The organism is Legionella pneumophila subsp. pascullei (genome assembly GCF_900637585.1).
Taxonomy (GTDB): domain Bacteria; phylum Pseudomonadota; class Gammaproteobacteria; order Legionellales; family Legionellaceae; genus Legionella; species Legionella pascullei.
The window spans coordinates 2,226,730-2,241,022 of sequence record NZ_LR134380.1; the positions used below are offsets into that span (position 1 = coordinate 2,226,730).

The window sequence follows — 14,293 nt, forward strand, 5'->3', positions numbered from 1 at the left end:
GGGATTTACAAAACGCATTGCTTGATAAAGATATTGCATTCTAAATTGACATGTAGCAAAACATAAGATCGAAGCTAATTCAATTTAACAAATTGGCCGCATCTATACGACCAATTCCAACAAAACACTTTTATTTATTCTCTGGAGTGATGTGGTTACGAGTATTAGCATTTCCTCCATCAACTTTATTATCTACAGCTTCAAAAAAAGTAAAATTTGATTTTGCCAGAGAACATTGTTTACTTAATTCCATTTTTTTATTTTCAAGCGTTTTTAATATATTGATATCACACTGCTGCGAACTGATTAACTTGGACAATCTGCTGTTTTTGATTATTGTATCTTTAGGGGAAAGGATTCGAATATCATCAAGTAATAGAATACACATATTTGAAATTAAGGGATAAAGTTCTTGTCTCAAATTAGTAATTTCCAGCTTTTGATCAATCCATTTTAATAACTCGGCTCTCTTGGCTTTCTCAGTTTCATTTTCATGTTTTAAGATAGGCTTCAGAGATTTGAGGAGCTGATATGCCTCATGGGCTTCATGGAATTGTGAGTTCTCTGTAAAAGCTTTAGAAGCATGCTCGAGATTAATAGAACCTTTTCGTAATAATTGTTGAACCAAACCAAGATCGGCAAATTGCAACGATAATGGATCGGATTTATAGGCTGCGATGACTATTTTTTCTGCCTTAGGAAAAGCCCAACAAGCATCAGAGGGTACTATGGTATTCTTCCCTTGCAAAAGCGTTACAACCGGATCTATGTCCGCATATTGGAGTGAGTTTTTGTCTTTTTTATAGGCTGCCAAAACAATCGTTTGATTGTTAGAGAATAGTTTACAAGTTATGTTTGGTTCAATCTGATTATTATTAATTAAAGCCACTATTTCTTTTTTAGCTTGTTCATTTAACTTAAATTTTATTTTATTTGTAATATCAACGGTTAATAAATCGGATGTTAAAAGATTTGCCAGGTAACTTATCTTACCTGAGCAAATGATGCACTTAACAAGATTACCGATACCAATTTTAGGGTTCTTAACAAGCTGTTCATATAGCTCTAATCTATCCTTAGATAGAGGTAACTTTTCTATTAAATCAAGCATCCTGTTTTCATCTGTACCAATTGGGTGATATTTTATCAAAAGTCCAATGCGGGCTTTATCCCAAAAATCTCTATTACATGTTTTATCAAGACTTTTTTGTGTCAGAGAAGCAATACCAGGATTACCATTAATAAGTTGTTGACATTCTTTACTCACCTCTCCTACTTTTTCAACCAGACATTTCTTAAAAGGAACATAGGATCCCTCCCCTTCAAGGATTTGTTTAAAGAATAGCTCCAATTGAGCATCACTACTGAATCCCATTGCACCACCAAAAGCATAATCATATACCACATATTTATAAGGAGCAGGATTCTTCATTTTGATAAGGCCAATACCATGACCCACTAATTTTTCACGACCAGAAACTTGAGCTCCCGTCAAAGTGATCATGCACACATCACCAAAAGCGGTAGAGGTAACTTTTGATGTTAAGATATCTTTAATTCCATCCCATGTTACTTGTGCTTTTGTCTTCTCATCTGCCTCAAATATCCCTATTTTTTCTTTTTTTGTATTTTTAGCAATTGTCCTGGATTGATCGAGTTGATAATTGATTAATACCCTCTCAGGACAAATATTATTAATTGTAGGAGATTTACTGTTTATTTGTTTGAGAAACATCTGAGTTTCGCCATAGCAATTTCCTAAGGTATCGGCGAAATCAGATTGGGCAGGATGATCCAGCACATAATTATGCGGATTATACGGTATGTAAAAAATTTTCTCATTTAAGTTTTGTTCAAGGACTTGTTGAACAAATTTTACTGGACCTTTTTTATAAAACCTAATCCAAGTTCCATTGATTTTTTCGTTATATTCTTCTTGTCTTTTAAGATCATCATCTATTCTTTTGACTTTTTCTAAAGCTTTTTCAATGGTATCCAATTCAGGCATCTGGCTGAAGGCTTTAGAAATGCATTCAGCTACCAGCATTCCTTGCTCAGACAGTTTCTTTTTATTTTTTTTAAGATATTCATTAATTTCGCACAAAACATTTCTGTACAGAAAAAGGCTTTCCCAATAAAAACCAGTTGTCTTATGCAAAAAAACATTTATTTCTCCGCCAGATGTAGCTAACTTTTGATAATCTCTGATGCTCATTTTCATAAGCCTTTTCAAATCATTGAGCATGTCTTTGATCGTTTTATCTTCTCCCTCTGAATAACTAAATTGCAAAGCCAATTCAGCTTTTGTGAGTTCCTTTTTTAAACCTTCAAGTTTTATTTGCCCTGAAGAATCCAGTTTGTCTTTGCTTAACTTCCTAATTTGGGTCTTGGTGGAATTTATCTCGTCAAATAAAGACAATGCTCGTTTAACATCAAGCATTCCTTTTGGTAATTGCTTGCTAAGGTTGATATGTTTCTCGATGTATTTTTGACAATAATCTAAAACGGCTTTGATTTCCTCAGCTTGTGGAATGTTTTTTAACTTATTATTAAACAATTGAACTCTTTTAGAAAGCTCTGCCCTCCTAAGCTCTAATTTGGATCTTTTACCAAGATGCATTTTTTTATTATCCTCTTTCTCCTCATCTTTTTGTATCAAACGTTCAATTCTCTTAAGTTCTCTTTGGTCTTCATCAAACTGAGTAATGTCGTTGATAATTTTTTCGACATCCTTGTGTTTTAATAAATTTTTCAAATCGGTAATCTCAGAAACAGGTTCAAGTTTTTTATTGTCTCTAATGTCTCTGCTTTGCTTGGAACAAATTAAAACGGCGAGTAATGCAGATAAATAATTTTGGTATTTCTCAAGTAACTTTTGTTTTTCATTGATTTGTTGTACGACTTTAGGAGAATAATAATTAATATAACCTTTTGACCCATCAAAACGACTTGCCAGGCTGTTTATATCTTCGTTAATGGAGGATAAAATCGTTTCAGATAATTTCAACTCTTTTGGAAGATTATTAATTAATTTTTCGACTTTAATTAACAATTTTTTAATCATTTTTGCCCCTGGATCTGAATGAAATTTTAGCAAATCAGTTACATTTAACTGAAATTTCTAGTAATAAAGTTTTCAAAACCAAGGAATTACGGGATCGTCTATTTCCTTGGTTTACAAAAAACCAGAAAATCACGATATACCCGTTTAATGATAGTGATTAAACTAAACACCTGTAGAATCAAGTGATGTCAGTCCTCTGACTTACTCAGAGAAGATATTATCGGTAATTATAATATCAAAAAATGACCAATTTGCAAGCTATTTGTTTAATTATTGAATTTAATTTCAATAAAAATACTCGATTTTATCTTTACACAAAAGAATCAACGTAAATTAGAAAATAGATATTGACTTGGAATTAAGCATAGCTCTCTCATTGTTTCACAGTTTTTTTGAGTTCCTTAAAAGCAAGCAGCAACATTTTGATTTAGTTTCTGCAAACCCCAAACACATCTGTTTCATTGACTTGATTAATTGCATTCTCTTTATTAGATTCCTTATATAATTTAAAAAATGCATTATCAAAATAGGTATTTATAGAATCACTGGCTGTCGACTCTTTTTGTGGAATACTTGTCTGAGGCTTAATTTCATTTAAAAGATCATAGGTCTCAGCTGAAGCCTCACCATATTTAACCAATTTGATTTTTGAATAATTCATCCCACTATAGAGTGGTAATATTTGTTCACTAATTAGGTATTCCAAAGATTCATCATCAGTTAATCCAAATGCACCAAAATCTTTTTCATATACAATGTACTTGTACGGATTCAAGTTAGTATCCAGCTTCGCAACTACTATCATGTGCCCTGCGGTAAACTCTCTTTGTGCTTTTGTGTAATCATTCATCGAGAAAATGACACCGCACAGGCTGCCTGGTTTAAAGTAAGGATTATCTAAAAGCACAGGCTTCATATCCTTCCAGTGTAAAGAATCATGAATGCTATTATCGGATACCACCGTTTCCCCCTCACCTAAAGCTGTTTTTTTTAATTTTAAATTTCTTGTTTGATCTAACTGAAAATTAATTAGCCCTGCTTCGGGACACAACCATCTAATTGCCCCCTTAGATAAAAAATGAATAAACATCATTGACTCACCAAAACAATTACCGCCAGTATCATTCAAATCCTCTTTAGGATCATAATCAAAATGATACATTTCCTCGCTACGAGGTATGTAAAAAAATTTTTTCCCCCAACAAGTTAGTTGCATACAGGCTTCCCTACCATGAGGTGAAACAAAGCCTATTTTTTCAATTACTTCTGTCTTGTTATTTGACTTATTCAATATTTTTAACGCATTAATAATATGTTTCTTGGATGGCATTTTCTGAATCGCGTTATTAAAACAGCGAAGCGCCAATTGTCCTTCTTCGGTAAGTCGATGAGATTTTTGCAAAGTAATGCGACACTGATTTAATAATGTTGAGTATTCGTGTAATTGGTTCCAATACAGAGTGGTGGTATCCAGTAAAACAGTGTTAAGTAATCCTCCTTTTTTAATTAAATTAAGATATTCTTTATTTAAATTACTCATAAATTTTTTAATGCTCTTAAATTTTAATCTAAGTTCTTTTTCTTCTGGTTCTGATTCGCTAAGAAAAGAATTTTCTGCAATATACAATGCTCGCTTGACATCAAGCATACCCTCTGGAATTTTTTCTCGTAACAGGTTGATTTTATTTTGTTTGTTTTTTAAGTTAGTTAAAATGTTTTTTATTTTATTAATTAATTTTTCATTGGCTAAAGAAACTGAAGATTGATGATTTAATTCATCTAATATTCTGTTCATTTCAATGCAATAGCTTTCTATTAGTTTAAGCGCGCCTTTTATTTGTTTTTCTGCATCCAATGCATAAAAATTAATCGGTTTAAAGGATGCAAGATCGGCTTTAATTTTCTGTAAAAATTGTTTTCCACGTTCACTTGCAAATACCACTATGTTTTCCTCAATAAGACTGGCTATGGTATTGAGAATGTCCTTTATCATTTAATACTCTCTTACTCAATAGAATGGGGTTTGATTGAATAGAAATACCTGTACAGATTGAATAAAGCAAGTACTTTCTGGGTTAATTATTCATAAATTTCAATAATCTATTTTATTTCCAATCTCTTAAATAGACTCATGAACATCACTTAAAATAAAGGTCTGGGGAAGACTTCGAATACATTGATAGGGCAATAACATCCCTGTTTTCTTGGCACATAGAATGTGCACAGCGTGCTCAAAATCCTGTCAACACGTAAATGACCATTCAGATTATGAGTGGATTATGCCATTAATCAAAATGACTGCCCTCTTATACCTCAAAAAGATTAGCTACTTAGGGCAATTAGTGTGTTGTTGATCGTCTAATGCTGCCATCAGATTATTCTGATATGCTCCAATCAGGCTTGATAAACGCTGCATCTCTTCTTGCCCTGTCTTTTGTGATATAGAACCCTCTTTCAATTGACGCTCTGTTAATTCGCGTTGCGCATTTAAATTTTGAATCACTTTTTGTAAATCTTGTGGTGTTACGTGAGGGTTTGATCTTTTAAAAAACATAATGACCTCTATTGTGAACTGATGCACATATATTACCTCCCGTTTTTTTCGAGATCAATAAAGGCATAAAGTCTTTAAGGCCAATTGACATGGCGATGTACCAAGATATTGATCCGATAAATCAACCCAATAAAGATCGTAATGAATTAATGAGCAGTCCACCATCCACTTCTATTTATATAAACGAGTGTTATTTTAATTTGATATAAAAAACTATAAAAAGTTTGACAATCTATCTATGAGTAGGTAAAATTCATGCCTATGAATATAAGTAATACGAAAGAACGGATATTAGCAGTTGCGGAAGCATTGATCCAAAAAGACGGATATAACGCCTTTAGTTTCAAAGATATTGCAACAGCCATCCATATTAAAACTGCCAGCATCCATTATCATTTTCCTTCAAAAGAAGATCTTGGTGTGGCAGTTATATCCTGGCATGCAGATAAAATTGCTGCTGTGTTATCTGACATAAGCAATAATTCGTCGTTATCAGCCAAGGAAAAAATTCAAAAATTCTTTGATGCCATTTTAACAATCACCTACAACGCTGAAAACAAAATGTGCCTCGGAGGTATGTTCGCTTCTGATTTTCAATCATTACCCGTTTCAATTCAAAATCAGGCAAAAAAATTTTTTGAGCTTATCATTGAATGGCTTAAAGGAGTTCTTGAAGCAAGTGCTTATGATAACGAATCCTCATTATCTATTGCCAAACAAATTATTTCCTTGATTGAAGGGGGATTATTATTAGCAAGATTATATGGAGATGAAACGTTCCTGGAAGGAGTTCGACACTTTATTGATCAAACAATAAAGTGATTTTTTTTAATATCTTAAACTATCTATCAGTAGATAGATTTATTGGGGAAACGTTATATGAATAAAGTCAAAGCAAAAATTATGGCTTTTTCAACAGTAATGTTGTTTTTAACATCGATAAATAACTATGCAAAAGGAGAAACACCTATGAATCAATATCATCAGACAAATGAAGCAACCATGATAAAAATGAAAAGCAAATTATCAAACTCCTCTGAATTTGAAAAATTTTTGGAATCTGGCGGTAGGCTTGTGAAACAAACTGAGCCTAATACAAAAGTATGGTTTGCACTTAAGGGAAATGAGAATTCCTTGATTATTTTTGATGCATTTTATGACTCGAAAGGAAGAGAAGCCCATTTTGCTGGTCAAGTTGCTACTGCTCTTAAAAACAATTCTGAAAAATTAGTTCTTGGAAGCTGGGAAAATGGCGTATTAAAAAATATTGTAAACAGTAAAGTGCTCGCCTCTAAATTACCTGAAAAATCAGTTCCAGTCACTGTTGCCAATTACATTGAATTCACTGCCAACGATGGCAAATCAGAGCAACTTGCCGCTTTATTAAGTAATGCCGCTGAGATTGTTGATAAAACTGAGCCGCAAACAGCCTACTGGTTTGCTTTGCAGATTAATGACAATACCTTTGCAATTTTTGATGCGTTCTCTGATGAGTCTGGTCAAAAAGCTCATTTTTCAGGAAAAGTTGCACTGTCTTTAAAAAATCACTCAGGACTCTTGATTAAAAATGGATGGGAACAAGGTGTTTTACCTAACATTCAAAACCTGAAAGTGATAACCAACATATGATCAATCAGGTATTTATTACTAGTTACACATATTGACCCACCTGGTAACTCCTGTGACTGGATCAGTAACCTTTGATACAGGACATGCTGTAAACATAGGTGCCATACCAGGTGCTGCCGACGCACAAACTGAAGGGCAAGGATGCTCCATATCATTCTGACTGGCACACATCTTATTGTCTGTCGGGTCACAGTTGCATTTGCATGCCGCCTGTATTTGAAAAGAACATAAAAAAATAATTAATATTAGGACTGTTTTCATATGGAAATCCTTTTCAATAAGGGAATGTAATTTAGCATTCAAGCAATGATATCAGGTTACCCATGTGTACAATTTTAGCACACTAATGAAGCTACAATAAAAATACTGCCTTTAAATCAGACCCAGCCCTCATAAACCAGACAGCATTAACTAAAAAATACTTCATTTTAAATCCTGTATGATCAAAATATTTTTACAAAGCAGATTGTAAAGAGCAATTCAGAATTTGAATAATCAGAGATACTGGCCTTCAAATTGAAACCAAATTGAAGACCAGTCCTTTTTAGTTTATTGGTAACCGTAATTTACTGTTTCACCTTCAACCTCAGGGTAAAACGGAGAGTCCTCATGTAGAGGGGCTGAGGGTAAATAGAACACATTACCAGTCGTGTTACCAAAGAAATTACTGCTTCCTCCATAATTGCTGGTAACATTTTGCGCTTTATTCAACAGCAGGCTCATTGCGTGCTGCTGATCCTGTAATTTTTGCTCAAGCGCATACAGCTCTTTCTCTGATTGTTCTATTTTAGCGTTCAGGCTTGGAATTGTAGATAAACTTAATTCATTAGCCTTTTTCCATTGCTTCATTAGTATTAATTCATTTTTCTCAATCTTTTGATTGTTTTGTTCCATTTGCATATCACTAAAGTATTTCTGGCAATAAGAGACTACTGCAATAACAAGGGAAACCACACCAAGAGCGGCAAGAGCACCGGGAATTGCAAAAAATACAGGACTAATGATGAATGTATTCAATATTCCGGTACTTACTAAACTACCCCCAACACTGAAAAGAGACGCATAGAATGCTTTCGTTCTCCAATTGTCTGCTGATTCACTATATTGCTGTAACTGTGTATTTTCTTCGGTAAGAGCCTTGTTTTGCTTAACCAAATGGGGATCTGACGTCAGATACCGTTCCAGTTGCCTGGTGTATCCTACAAGGCTTTTTTGCAATAAATGGAGATTATGTCGCTCTTTATCGATTGAGCTAGAAATGTCTTTCTCTTTTTCCGCCATTTCCTCCATATTTTTCATCATGGCTAAAATCATCTTTAATGCATTATTTTCATTGAACGTAATTTGAGGCACCTTATCCGATTCTTGAAGAAGCTGTTCCAATTGAGTTAAATAGGTCTTATAACTTATTTCTGTCGCTTCGCCCATTAACTGATTTCGTCGCTCATCCAGCTCCCGAATCTGAATTTCAATCTGAGATTTCAGTGCTTCAAGATTCTTATGAGAAAGTTGCAATAAATGTGGGTCATAGCTTGCTCTGGCATCTTCTCGAGCAAGGCGCTCTTGATTTCTTATTTGCCGTTGTTGTTCACTATTTGGCAAAACAACATCGATTTGATGTTTTATTTCACTATAACGTCCTTCAGCCTCTTTTTTCTCCTTATGAAGCCTATTTAAATTTTGCTCTTCTTTATTTTTTTCACTTTCTTTTGAATTGATGAGATGCATTAGTCTTTGGCGCTCCTCAATCAATCGGTTTTCTTCTTGCAGCAATCTGTCCCGAGTAAGCTGATCTTGAGGCGGTGAAAGATCCGGATAAATACGCGGGGTAGTTGGAGGATTAGTATAAACATTGCCATCCGAGTAAGGGTGGTTTAGTTGCTGATCAAGCAATTGACGTTCATAACGGATTCTATCAATGCTTTGATTAATGTGGGTCATATTGACTTTAAGTTCATTAAATTGCCTGCTCACCTGATTGTATTGGCGTTGTTGTTGATAGCATTTTGTATCCAGTTCCTTCAATGTATTTTCCAAGGCAAGCAGCTCGCTCCTGTAATTAATCATCAAAGAATTTTCATTGATTCCCTCTTGCTCATCACTTCTTGCTTCTTGTATGTCATGATTTCTTTGAGACTCACAAGCCAGTTGAGTTAAATGATTTATTATTGCTTGTTTATCTTGAGCGCAATGCTCAGAAAGCAGGGAATTGATTGGATTGAGTACTCTTGATACAGGTTTTCTTTCCCGTAGGTATTGGCGAAGAATATGGTAATTTGATTCGCTAATGACTGCATTAGTTTGAGATTGAACTATATCATTGATAATGATTTCTGATAACGCCATGACTCGTGACTCCTCAGTAATTGTATTATTAACGAACTCGTATGTTGAAATATTCATGTGAACCGATGCATGATGCAGAAGAAATTTACTTTCCCCTGAAAATACAGACTCCATTTCTTAGTTCTATTCAAAACAGTGTGATAACCCCTGTATTTTGTTTTCGTGTTTAAATCGAGGGCATTATGGCAGACAAATGTTAAGGAATTGTTAAGAGATTGTTAAGGAATTGTTAAGAATCATCAAAATTACCAACTTAGATGATAAAAGTAAATTTTAGATAGGATATAAAGACAATAGAGATTACTTGATTGGCAGCTGCACAACCTCAATTTTTCCCATGACACAATCTATTAAAAAAATAACTAAATAAAACATCCCACTTGACACCATTATTGCAATCGGGAGCGTTCAATTTTGCTCGCTTACCATCTAACGGAGATTCGTGATCATAATCGACCATATGCCGCTAGAGTTGCTTTAACGGCAGGCCTTTCACTAATTCGTTGATACCAGGACATTAAACTGGGGAACTGCCTTGCATCAATGGTCTGTCCATATATGAATTGAAAACACCAAATCCAGGGCCATATAGCCATATCGGCAATAGTATAATTTGATCCACCAATGAACGACGTTTTGGCCAGTTGTTTTTCCATAACCCCTTGAAGACGCATGGATTCATCAGCATATCGCTTCATGGCATAGGGTACTCGCTCTTTAGCATAACGATGAAAATGACCAAACTGCCCAAACATAGGGCCTATGTGCGCTGCCTGGAAATAACACCATTGGATAATGGCATATTTCTCCTTTGTCGTTTCGGGCAAAAACTGTCTATGTTTTTCAGCTAAATATTGCAAAATAGCAACACTTTCCATGAGATAAAAATCATTGGTTTGATCATGTAAAACAGGAATCTTATTATTTGGTGAAATTTTTAAAAAGTCAGGATTAAATTGTTCACCCTGAGTAATATCAATCAGTTTTACGGTGTAAGGCTGCGCCAACTCTTCCAGCATAATAGTGGGTTTAAATCCATTTGGCGTTCCGAATGAATAAAGTGTATACATTAAGATATCCTTATTGATTGATGGAAGTTATCTATCACTTGACACTAACACTCAATTTCACATCAACATTACCACGTATTGCATTGGAATAAGGACAAACCTCATGCGCTTTGGCGACTAATGCTTCAGCATCATTCTGATTTAAGCCTGTTATATGGGCGTGTAATGCAACTCCAAGTTTAAAACCCTTTTCTGGAGTAGCATATAAAGAAACCTCGGAAGTCATGGAAACATCCTCTAAAGAAATTTTTTGCACATTGGCAACATGACGAATGGCACTCTCGAAACATGCAGCATAGCCTGAGGCAAATAATTGCTCTGGATTAGTGGCACCTCCCTCTCCGCCCATCTCTCTGGGCACTGCCAAATCAAGTTTTAATAAACCATCTGTAGTTTCTACATGGCCGTTTCGTCCACCATGGGTCTTGGCAATTGTTGTATACAATGCTTTCATAATTTTATATTCCTTAAAATGGTAAGAAATTAAAATTATTTAGTATTTTGCTGTTTGTCAAACAGAAAGGAAGAAATTTCATACCGCACTTTAATTCGCGCCTGGAAAGAAAAAAGCCTTGATAAGCAAGGAAAAGACAATACAAACTTAAATTAGTTACAAATTGAGAAAATCAGTCTCAATAATCAGAAAATATATAACCATCCCTGGCTTATTAGAAAACTTATCAAATTTTGTTTATTAAGTTATAAGCTTCCTCAGGTTCTCTCTTAAATGAACCATCGTTTTCAAAATTAAACATGCTGCCTGAAGTGACTTTTCCCGAAACAAAAGAGTTGAGTATTTTATGCATATCTGTAGTTTCAGATTCTTCTGCCCGGGTAAGAAGTGTTATAAGATGCGCTGCTCTTGCCTGAGAAGAGGTTAACTCCGAAGGAATGATATAATATCCTCTAGCAACTCCAGACAATTCTAATGTGAGCTCATTGTCGGATTCTTTTGTAAGACTGAAAATGGGTGTATATTTTTCAACTATATCACCAGAAGAAATCGCTTGTACACATACTGTTAATTTATTGCCATTACAGATAATCAGTCTTTTCATTAGTTAGCTCACATTTTGGAAAAATAAAGGCTGTTGATTATATAAAAATAAAACCAACTAGTAAATATTTGATCTTTTGTGATCATATTAAAACGAATAGAATTCACCAAAACCAATAAGGTCAAAACATTGCACGATGAATGGAATTAATTTTGATAGAACTGACCTCTTGCATAAAAAGAGTCAGATTATGCAAGAGGTCTAATATGTCGAAAACTCTTCTATCGAGACGAAAGACCATTTCATCCTTTGTTTTTAGAGCCAGAAATAAGCATAACAAGAGCACCAATAATTGCCCAATGACTGTGTCAACTCACAAAAAGCTTTAGGCCGCCTATCAAGGCACCTAAGCACATTGCTTACATCTTGGCCTTCAAAAAAATTCTTTGCAAACCAAGGGCTATCATGAATATAAAAGTAGGAGCCCCTAGTAAAACCAGGGTAATTTTCAATGGCACTATGATTTTTTTATTCAAAACTAATCAATCCTATCCCTGTTTGAATAATACAATGACAAAAATTAATTTGTTAATCAATCCTTAAGCTTTAGTGTTTTACACTGATATAAAACGAGAAGGAGAATACCATGACTAACAAAATCTTAACTGAACGCTTGAATAACGAGCTGGATGAACTTGGTGTTCCAGGTCTAATGACCGAGCGTGTGCAAGTGTGTTCCAAACTATTTAATTTGCCTAAATTCAAAATGGAAGCCTTATTAAATGGAGTCATTGCTATTGATGCCAACTCGATACAAAAGATTGCAGATGAACTTGAGGTGAATAAGGACTGGCTACTGGGGGACATTAAGAAAAAGACAAAACACTAGAGTCTGTTAACATTTTATCCGACTGCTGATTTACCGCCGGCAAAGCGGCGGTAAATCAGCAGATCCGACTCAAGTTATCTGTATTTATTAAGACACTAAATCGCTTCACTCCCCCAGACTTTGTCAGCAATCGCATGCTCCGATAAGGTAGTCTTTCGATAAATTCTGATGCAAATTAATAGTTATGCGCTTCGTACCCCTTATTTAAAAATCAAAGGGAAAAAGCAGACTAAGTATTGAGACATCAATCAACAGTAGCACATACTGCTCATATATTACATTTAATGCTTAAATCAACGAGTTAGATAACCTTAATTTAATAAAATTACCACTATTAAATGATGAAGAATCAAATTGATTCTGTTAGAATTAGTTAATCCTAGATGTTTAAAGGAATAACAATAATGAATCAGTGGAGAACAGGATATGTTTAGTTTGAAAAAAACAACTGCGGCTGTACTTGCTCTAGGAAGCAGTGCTTTGTTTGCTGGTACCATGGGACCAGTATGTACTCCAGGCAATGTGACTGTTCCTTGCGAAAGAACAGCATGGGATGTTGGTATTACCGCACTTTATCTGCAGCCAACTTATGATGCTGATTGGGGCTATAATGGTTTTACTGATGTTGGTGGCTGGAGAAATTGGCATGATGTTGATTTAGAGTGGGATTGGGGCTTTAAATTAGAAGGTTCTTATCACTTCAACACAGGCAATGACATTAATGTCAATTGGTATCACTTGGATAATGACACTGATCACTGGGCATTTGTTGATCAATTGCACGTGTACGATATTACCTGGGATGCTGTGAATGCTGAACTGGGGCAATTTGTTGATTTTAGCGCAAACAAAAAAATGCGATTCCATGGTGGCGTTCAGTATGCCTACATCAAAACAGACGTTAATCGTCATTTAAACGGCTTCTTTTTAGATAACTTCAATTCCAAATTCAATGGATTTGGTCCCCGTACCGGCCTTGATATGAATTATGTATTCGGTAATGGGTTTGGTATTTATGCAAAATCAGCCGTAGCAATCCTGGTTGGTACAAGTAAATTCCTGGATAACTGTACTGTTTGTGGTTTTTCTTATGGCTCCAAAAATGCAATAGTGCCAGAAGTTGAAATGAAGCTGGGAGCAGATTATACCTATGCAATGGCTCAAGGTGATTTGACTCTGGATGTTGGTTACATGTGGTTCAATTACTTCAATGCCTTACATAATACTGCAGCCGTGAATGTTGGCTTAGGGGCTTCTCTGGAAACCGACTTCTCTGCATCTGGCCCCTACATAGGCTTAAAATATGTTGGTAATGTCTAACAAAGTTTCTAAACTATGTTGCTAATCTAATGAAGATCACGCAACAATTCGTAAAAACCCGTATTAACATAATCTAATACGGGTTTTTTATCTCTTATTGTTTAATTAAATTACTTATCCTCAACTGGCTCGCTTGTTATGCCCATTGTTAAATTCTTTTTAACTCCGGAGATGATAGTTTATAATGAAACAATTTTTCACGTATCATTTATGAAATAAAGAAATGCCTGGATGACGTCTGGCTTGACATTCTTATCAATTATCTTCATCCACAGGATGTTGTTCACCTGTCTGAAGTCAACAATCGCTTGAGCAGACTTTTTAAAACTCAACACACTCAATCTGAGCAATTGAACCGAAAAAAACATTGAGAATTCTGAAAGTATTTGCAGGATACAGTTCCACTTTCCTGTTTGCACGCCT

Annotated in this window: 12 protein-coding genes; 4 read left to right on the forward strand and 8 right to left on the reverse strand. The window is 34.9% G+C overall.

Annotated features, from left to right (window positions below; translation table 11 throughout):
• Positions 1-130 precede the first annotated feature (130 nt).
• The 3 genes from EL201_RS10095 to EL201_RS10105 all read right to left on the reverse strand — a co-directional run bounded on the left by EL201_RS10095 (position 131) and on the right by EL201_RS10105 (position 5,618).
• A complete protein-coding gene (locus EL201_RS10095) occupies positions 131-3,097 on the reverse strand; it encodes a coiled-coil domain-containing protein (protein ID WP_080273023.1) in 2,967 nt (988 codons plus the stop codon).
• Positions 3,098-3,491: 394 nt separating this feature from the next.
• Positions 3,492-5,057, reverse strand: coding sequence for a hypothetical protein (locus EL201_RS10100; RefSeq protein ID WP_027222143.1), 1,566 nt, complete (start codon positions 5,055-5,057; stop codon positions 3,492-3,494).
• 333 nt (positions 5,058-5,390) lie between these two features.
• On the reverse strand, positions 5,391-5,618 hold the full coding sequence (locus EL201_RS10105; protein ID WP_027222144.1) for a hypothetical protein: 228 nt from the start codon (positions 5,616-5,618) through the stop codon (positions 5,391-5,393).
• A gap of 261 nt (positions 5,619-5,879) precedes the next feature.
• Here EL201_RS10105 and psrA point away from each other — a divergent pair, with 261 nt between their 5' ends.
• Together psrA and EL201_RS10115 are read left to right on the forward strand one after the other, a co-directional pair.
• A complete protein-coding gene (gene psrA / locus EL201_RS10110) occupies positions 5,880-6,440 on the forward strand; it encodes an autorepressor PsrA (protein ID WP_027222145.1) in 561 nt (186 codons plus the stop codon).
• Positions 6,441-6,497: 57 nt separating this feature from the next.
• Entirely contained in the window at positions 6,498-7,247 is a 750-nt protein-coding gene (locus tag EL201_RS10115) for a hypothetical protein (RefSeq protein WP_027222146.1), read from the forward strand.
• An 18-nt stretch (positions 7,248-7,265) separates the two neighbouring features.
• Here EL201_RS10115 and EL201_RS10120 read toward each other — a convergent pair whose 3' ends face one another.
• The 5 genes from EL201_RS10120 to pieF all read right to left on the reverse strand — a co-directional run bounded on the left by EL201_RS10120 (position 7,266) and on the right by pieF (position 11,721).
• The gene (locus tag EL201_RS10120) at positions 7,266-7,508 is read right to left on the reverse strand and encodes a hypothetical protein (RefSeq protein ID WP_027222147.1); all 243 of its coding nucleotides are present in this window, start codon (positions 7,506-7,508) and stop codon (positions 7,266-7,268) included.
• A gap of 288 nt (positions 7,509-7,796) precedes the next feature.
• Positions 7,797-9,707 carry a Dot/Icm T4SS effector PieE gene (gene pieE / locus EL201_RS10125; RefSeq protein WP_080273025.1) on the reverse strand — a complete coding sequence of 637 codons (1,911 nt, stop codon included), beginning with the start codon at positions 9,705-9,707 and terminating at the stop codon, positions 7,797-7,799.
• A gap of 332 nt (positions 9,708-10,039) precedes the next feature.
• Positions 10,040-10,663 (reverse strand): glutathione S-transferase family protein, encoded by a 624-nt coding sequence (locus EL201_RS10130; RefSeq protein WP_027222149.1) that lies wholly within the window; start codon positions 10,661-10,663, stop codon positions 10,040-10,042.
• A 34-nt stretch (positions 10,664-10,697) separates the two neighbouring features.
• Positions 10,698-11,117: an organic hydroperoxide resistance protein gene (locus EL201_RS10135; protein WP_027222150.1), complete on the reverse strand. Its 420-nt coding sequence runs from the start codon at positions 11,115-11,117 to the stop codon at positions 10,698-10,700.
• Positions 11,118-11,343: 226 nt separating this feature from the next.
• Positions 11,344-11,721, reverse strand: a complete 378-nt coding sequence (pieF, locus tag EL201_RS10140; protein WP_027222151.1) for a Dot/Icm T4SS effector PieF — start codon at positions 11,719-11,721, stop codon at positions 11,344-11,346.
• Between the two features lie 586 nt (positions 11,722-12,307).
• Here pieF and EL201_RS10145 point away from each other — a divergent pair.
• Together EL201_RS10145 and EL201_RS10150 are read left to right on the forward strand one after the other, a co-directional pair.
• Positions 12,308-12,550: a hypothetical protein gene (locus EL201_RS10145; RefSeq protein ID WP_027222152.1), complete on the forward strand. Its 243-nt coding sequence runs from the start codon at positions 12,308-12,310 to the stop codon at positions 12,548-12,550.
• Between the two features lie 426 nt (positions 12,551-12,976).
• Positions 12,977-13,870 carry an Lpg1974 family pore-forming outer membrane protein gene (locus tag EL201_RS10150; RefSeq protein WP_027222153.1) on the forward strand — a complete coding sequence of 298 codons (894 nt, stop codon included), beginning with the start codon at positions 12,977-12,979 and terminating at the stop codon, positions 13,868-13,870.
• Positions 13,871-14,293 lie beyond the last annotated feature (423 nt).

Coding starts and splice junctions, on each gene's coding strand:
- EL201_RS10100 (WP_027222143.1), bottom strand. CDS start 5,057: ATGATAAAGGACATTCTCAATACCATAGCCAGTCTTATTGAGGAAAAC.
- EL201_RS10105 (WP_027222144.1), bottom strand. CDS start 5,618: ATGTTTTTTAAAAGATCAAACCCTCACGTAACACCACAAGATTTACAA.
- psrA (WP_027222145.1), top strand. CDS start 5,880: ATGAATATAAGTAATACGAAAGAACGGATATTAGCAGTTGCGGAAGCA.
- EL201_RS10115 (WP_027222146.1), top strand. CDS start 6,498: ATGAATAAAGTCAAAGCAAAAATTATGGCTTTTTCAACAGTAATGTTG.
- EL201_RS10120 (WP_027222147.1), bottom strand. CDS start 7,508: ATGAAAACAGTCCTAATATTAATTATTTTTTTATGTTCTTTTCAAATA.
- pieE (WP_080273025.1), bottom strand. CDS start 9,707: ATGGAGTCTGTATTTTCAGGGGAAAGTAAATTTCTTCTGCATCATGCA.
- EL201_RS10130 (WP_027222149.1), bottom strand. CDS start 10,663: ATGTATACACTTTATTCATTCGGAACGCCAAATGGATTTAAACCCACT.
- EL201_RS10135 (WP_027222150.1), bottom strand. CDS start 11,117: ATGAAAGCATTGTATACAACAATTGCCAAGACCCATGGTGGACGAAAC.
- pieF (WP_027222151.1), bottom strand. CDS start 11,721: ATGAAAAGACTGATTATCTGTAATGGCAATAAATTAACAGTATGTGTA.
- EL201_RS10145 (WP_027222152.1), top strand. CDS start 12,308: ATGACTAACAAAATCTTAACTGAACGCTTGAATAACGAGCTGGATGAA.
- EL201_RS10150 (WP_027222153.1), top strand. CDS start 12,977: ATGTTTAGTTTGAAAAAAACAACTGCGGCTGTACTTGCTCTAGGAAGC.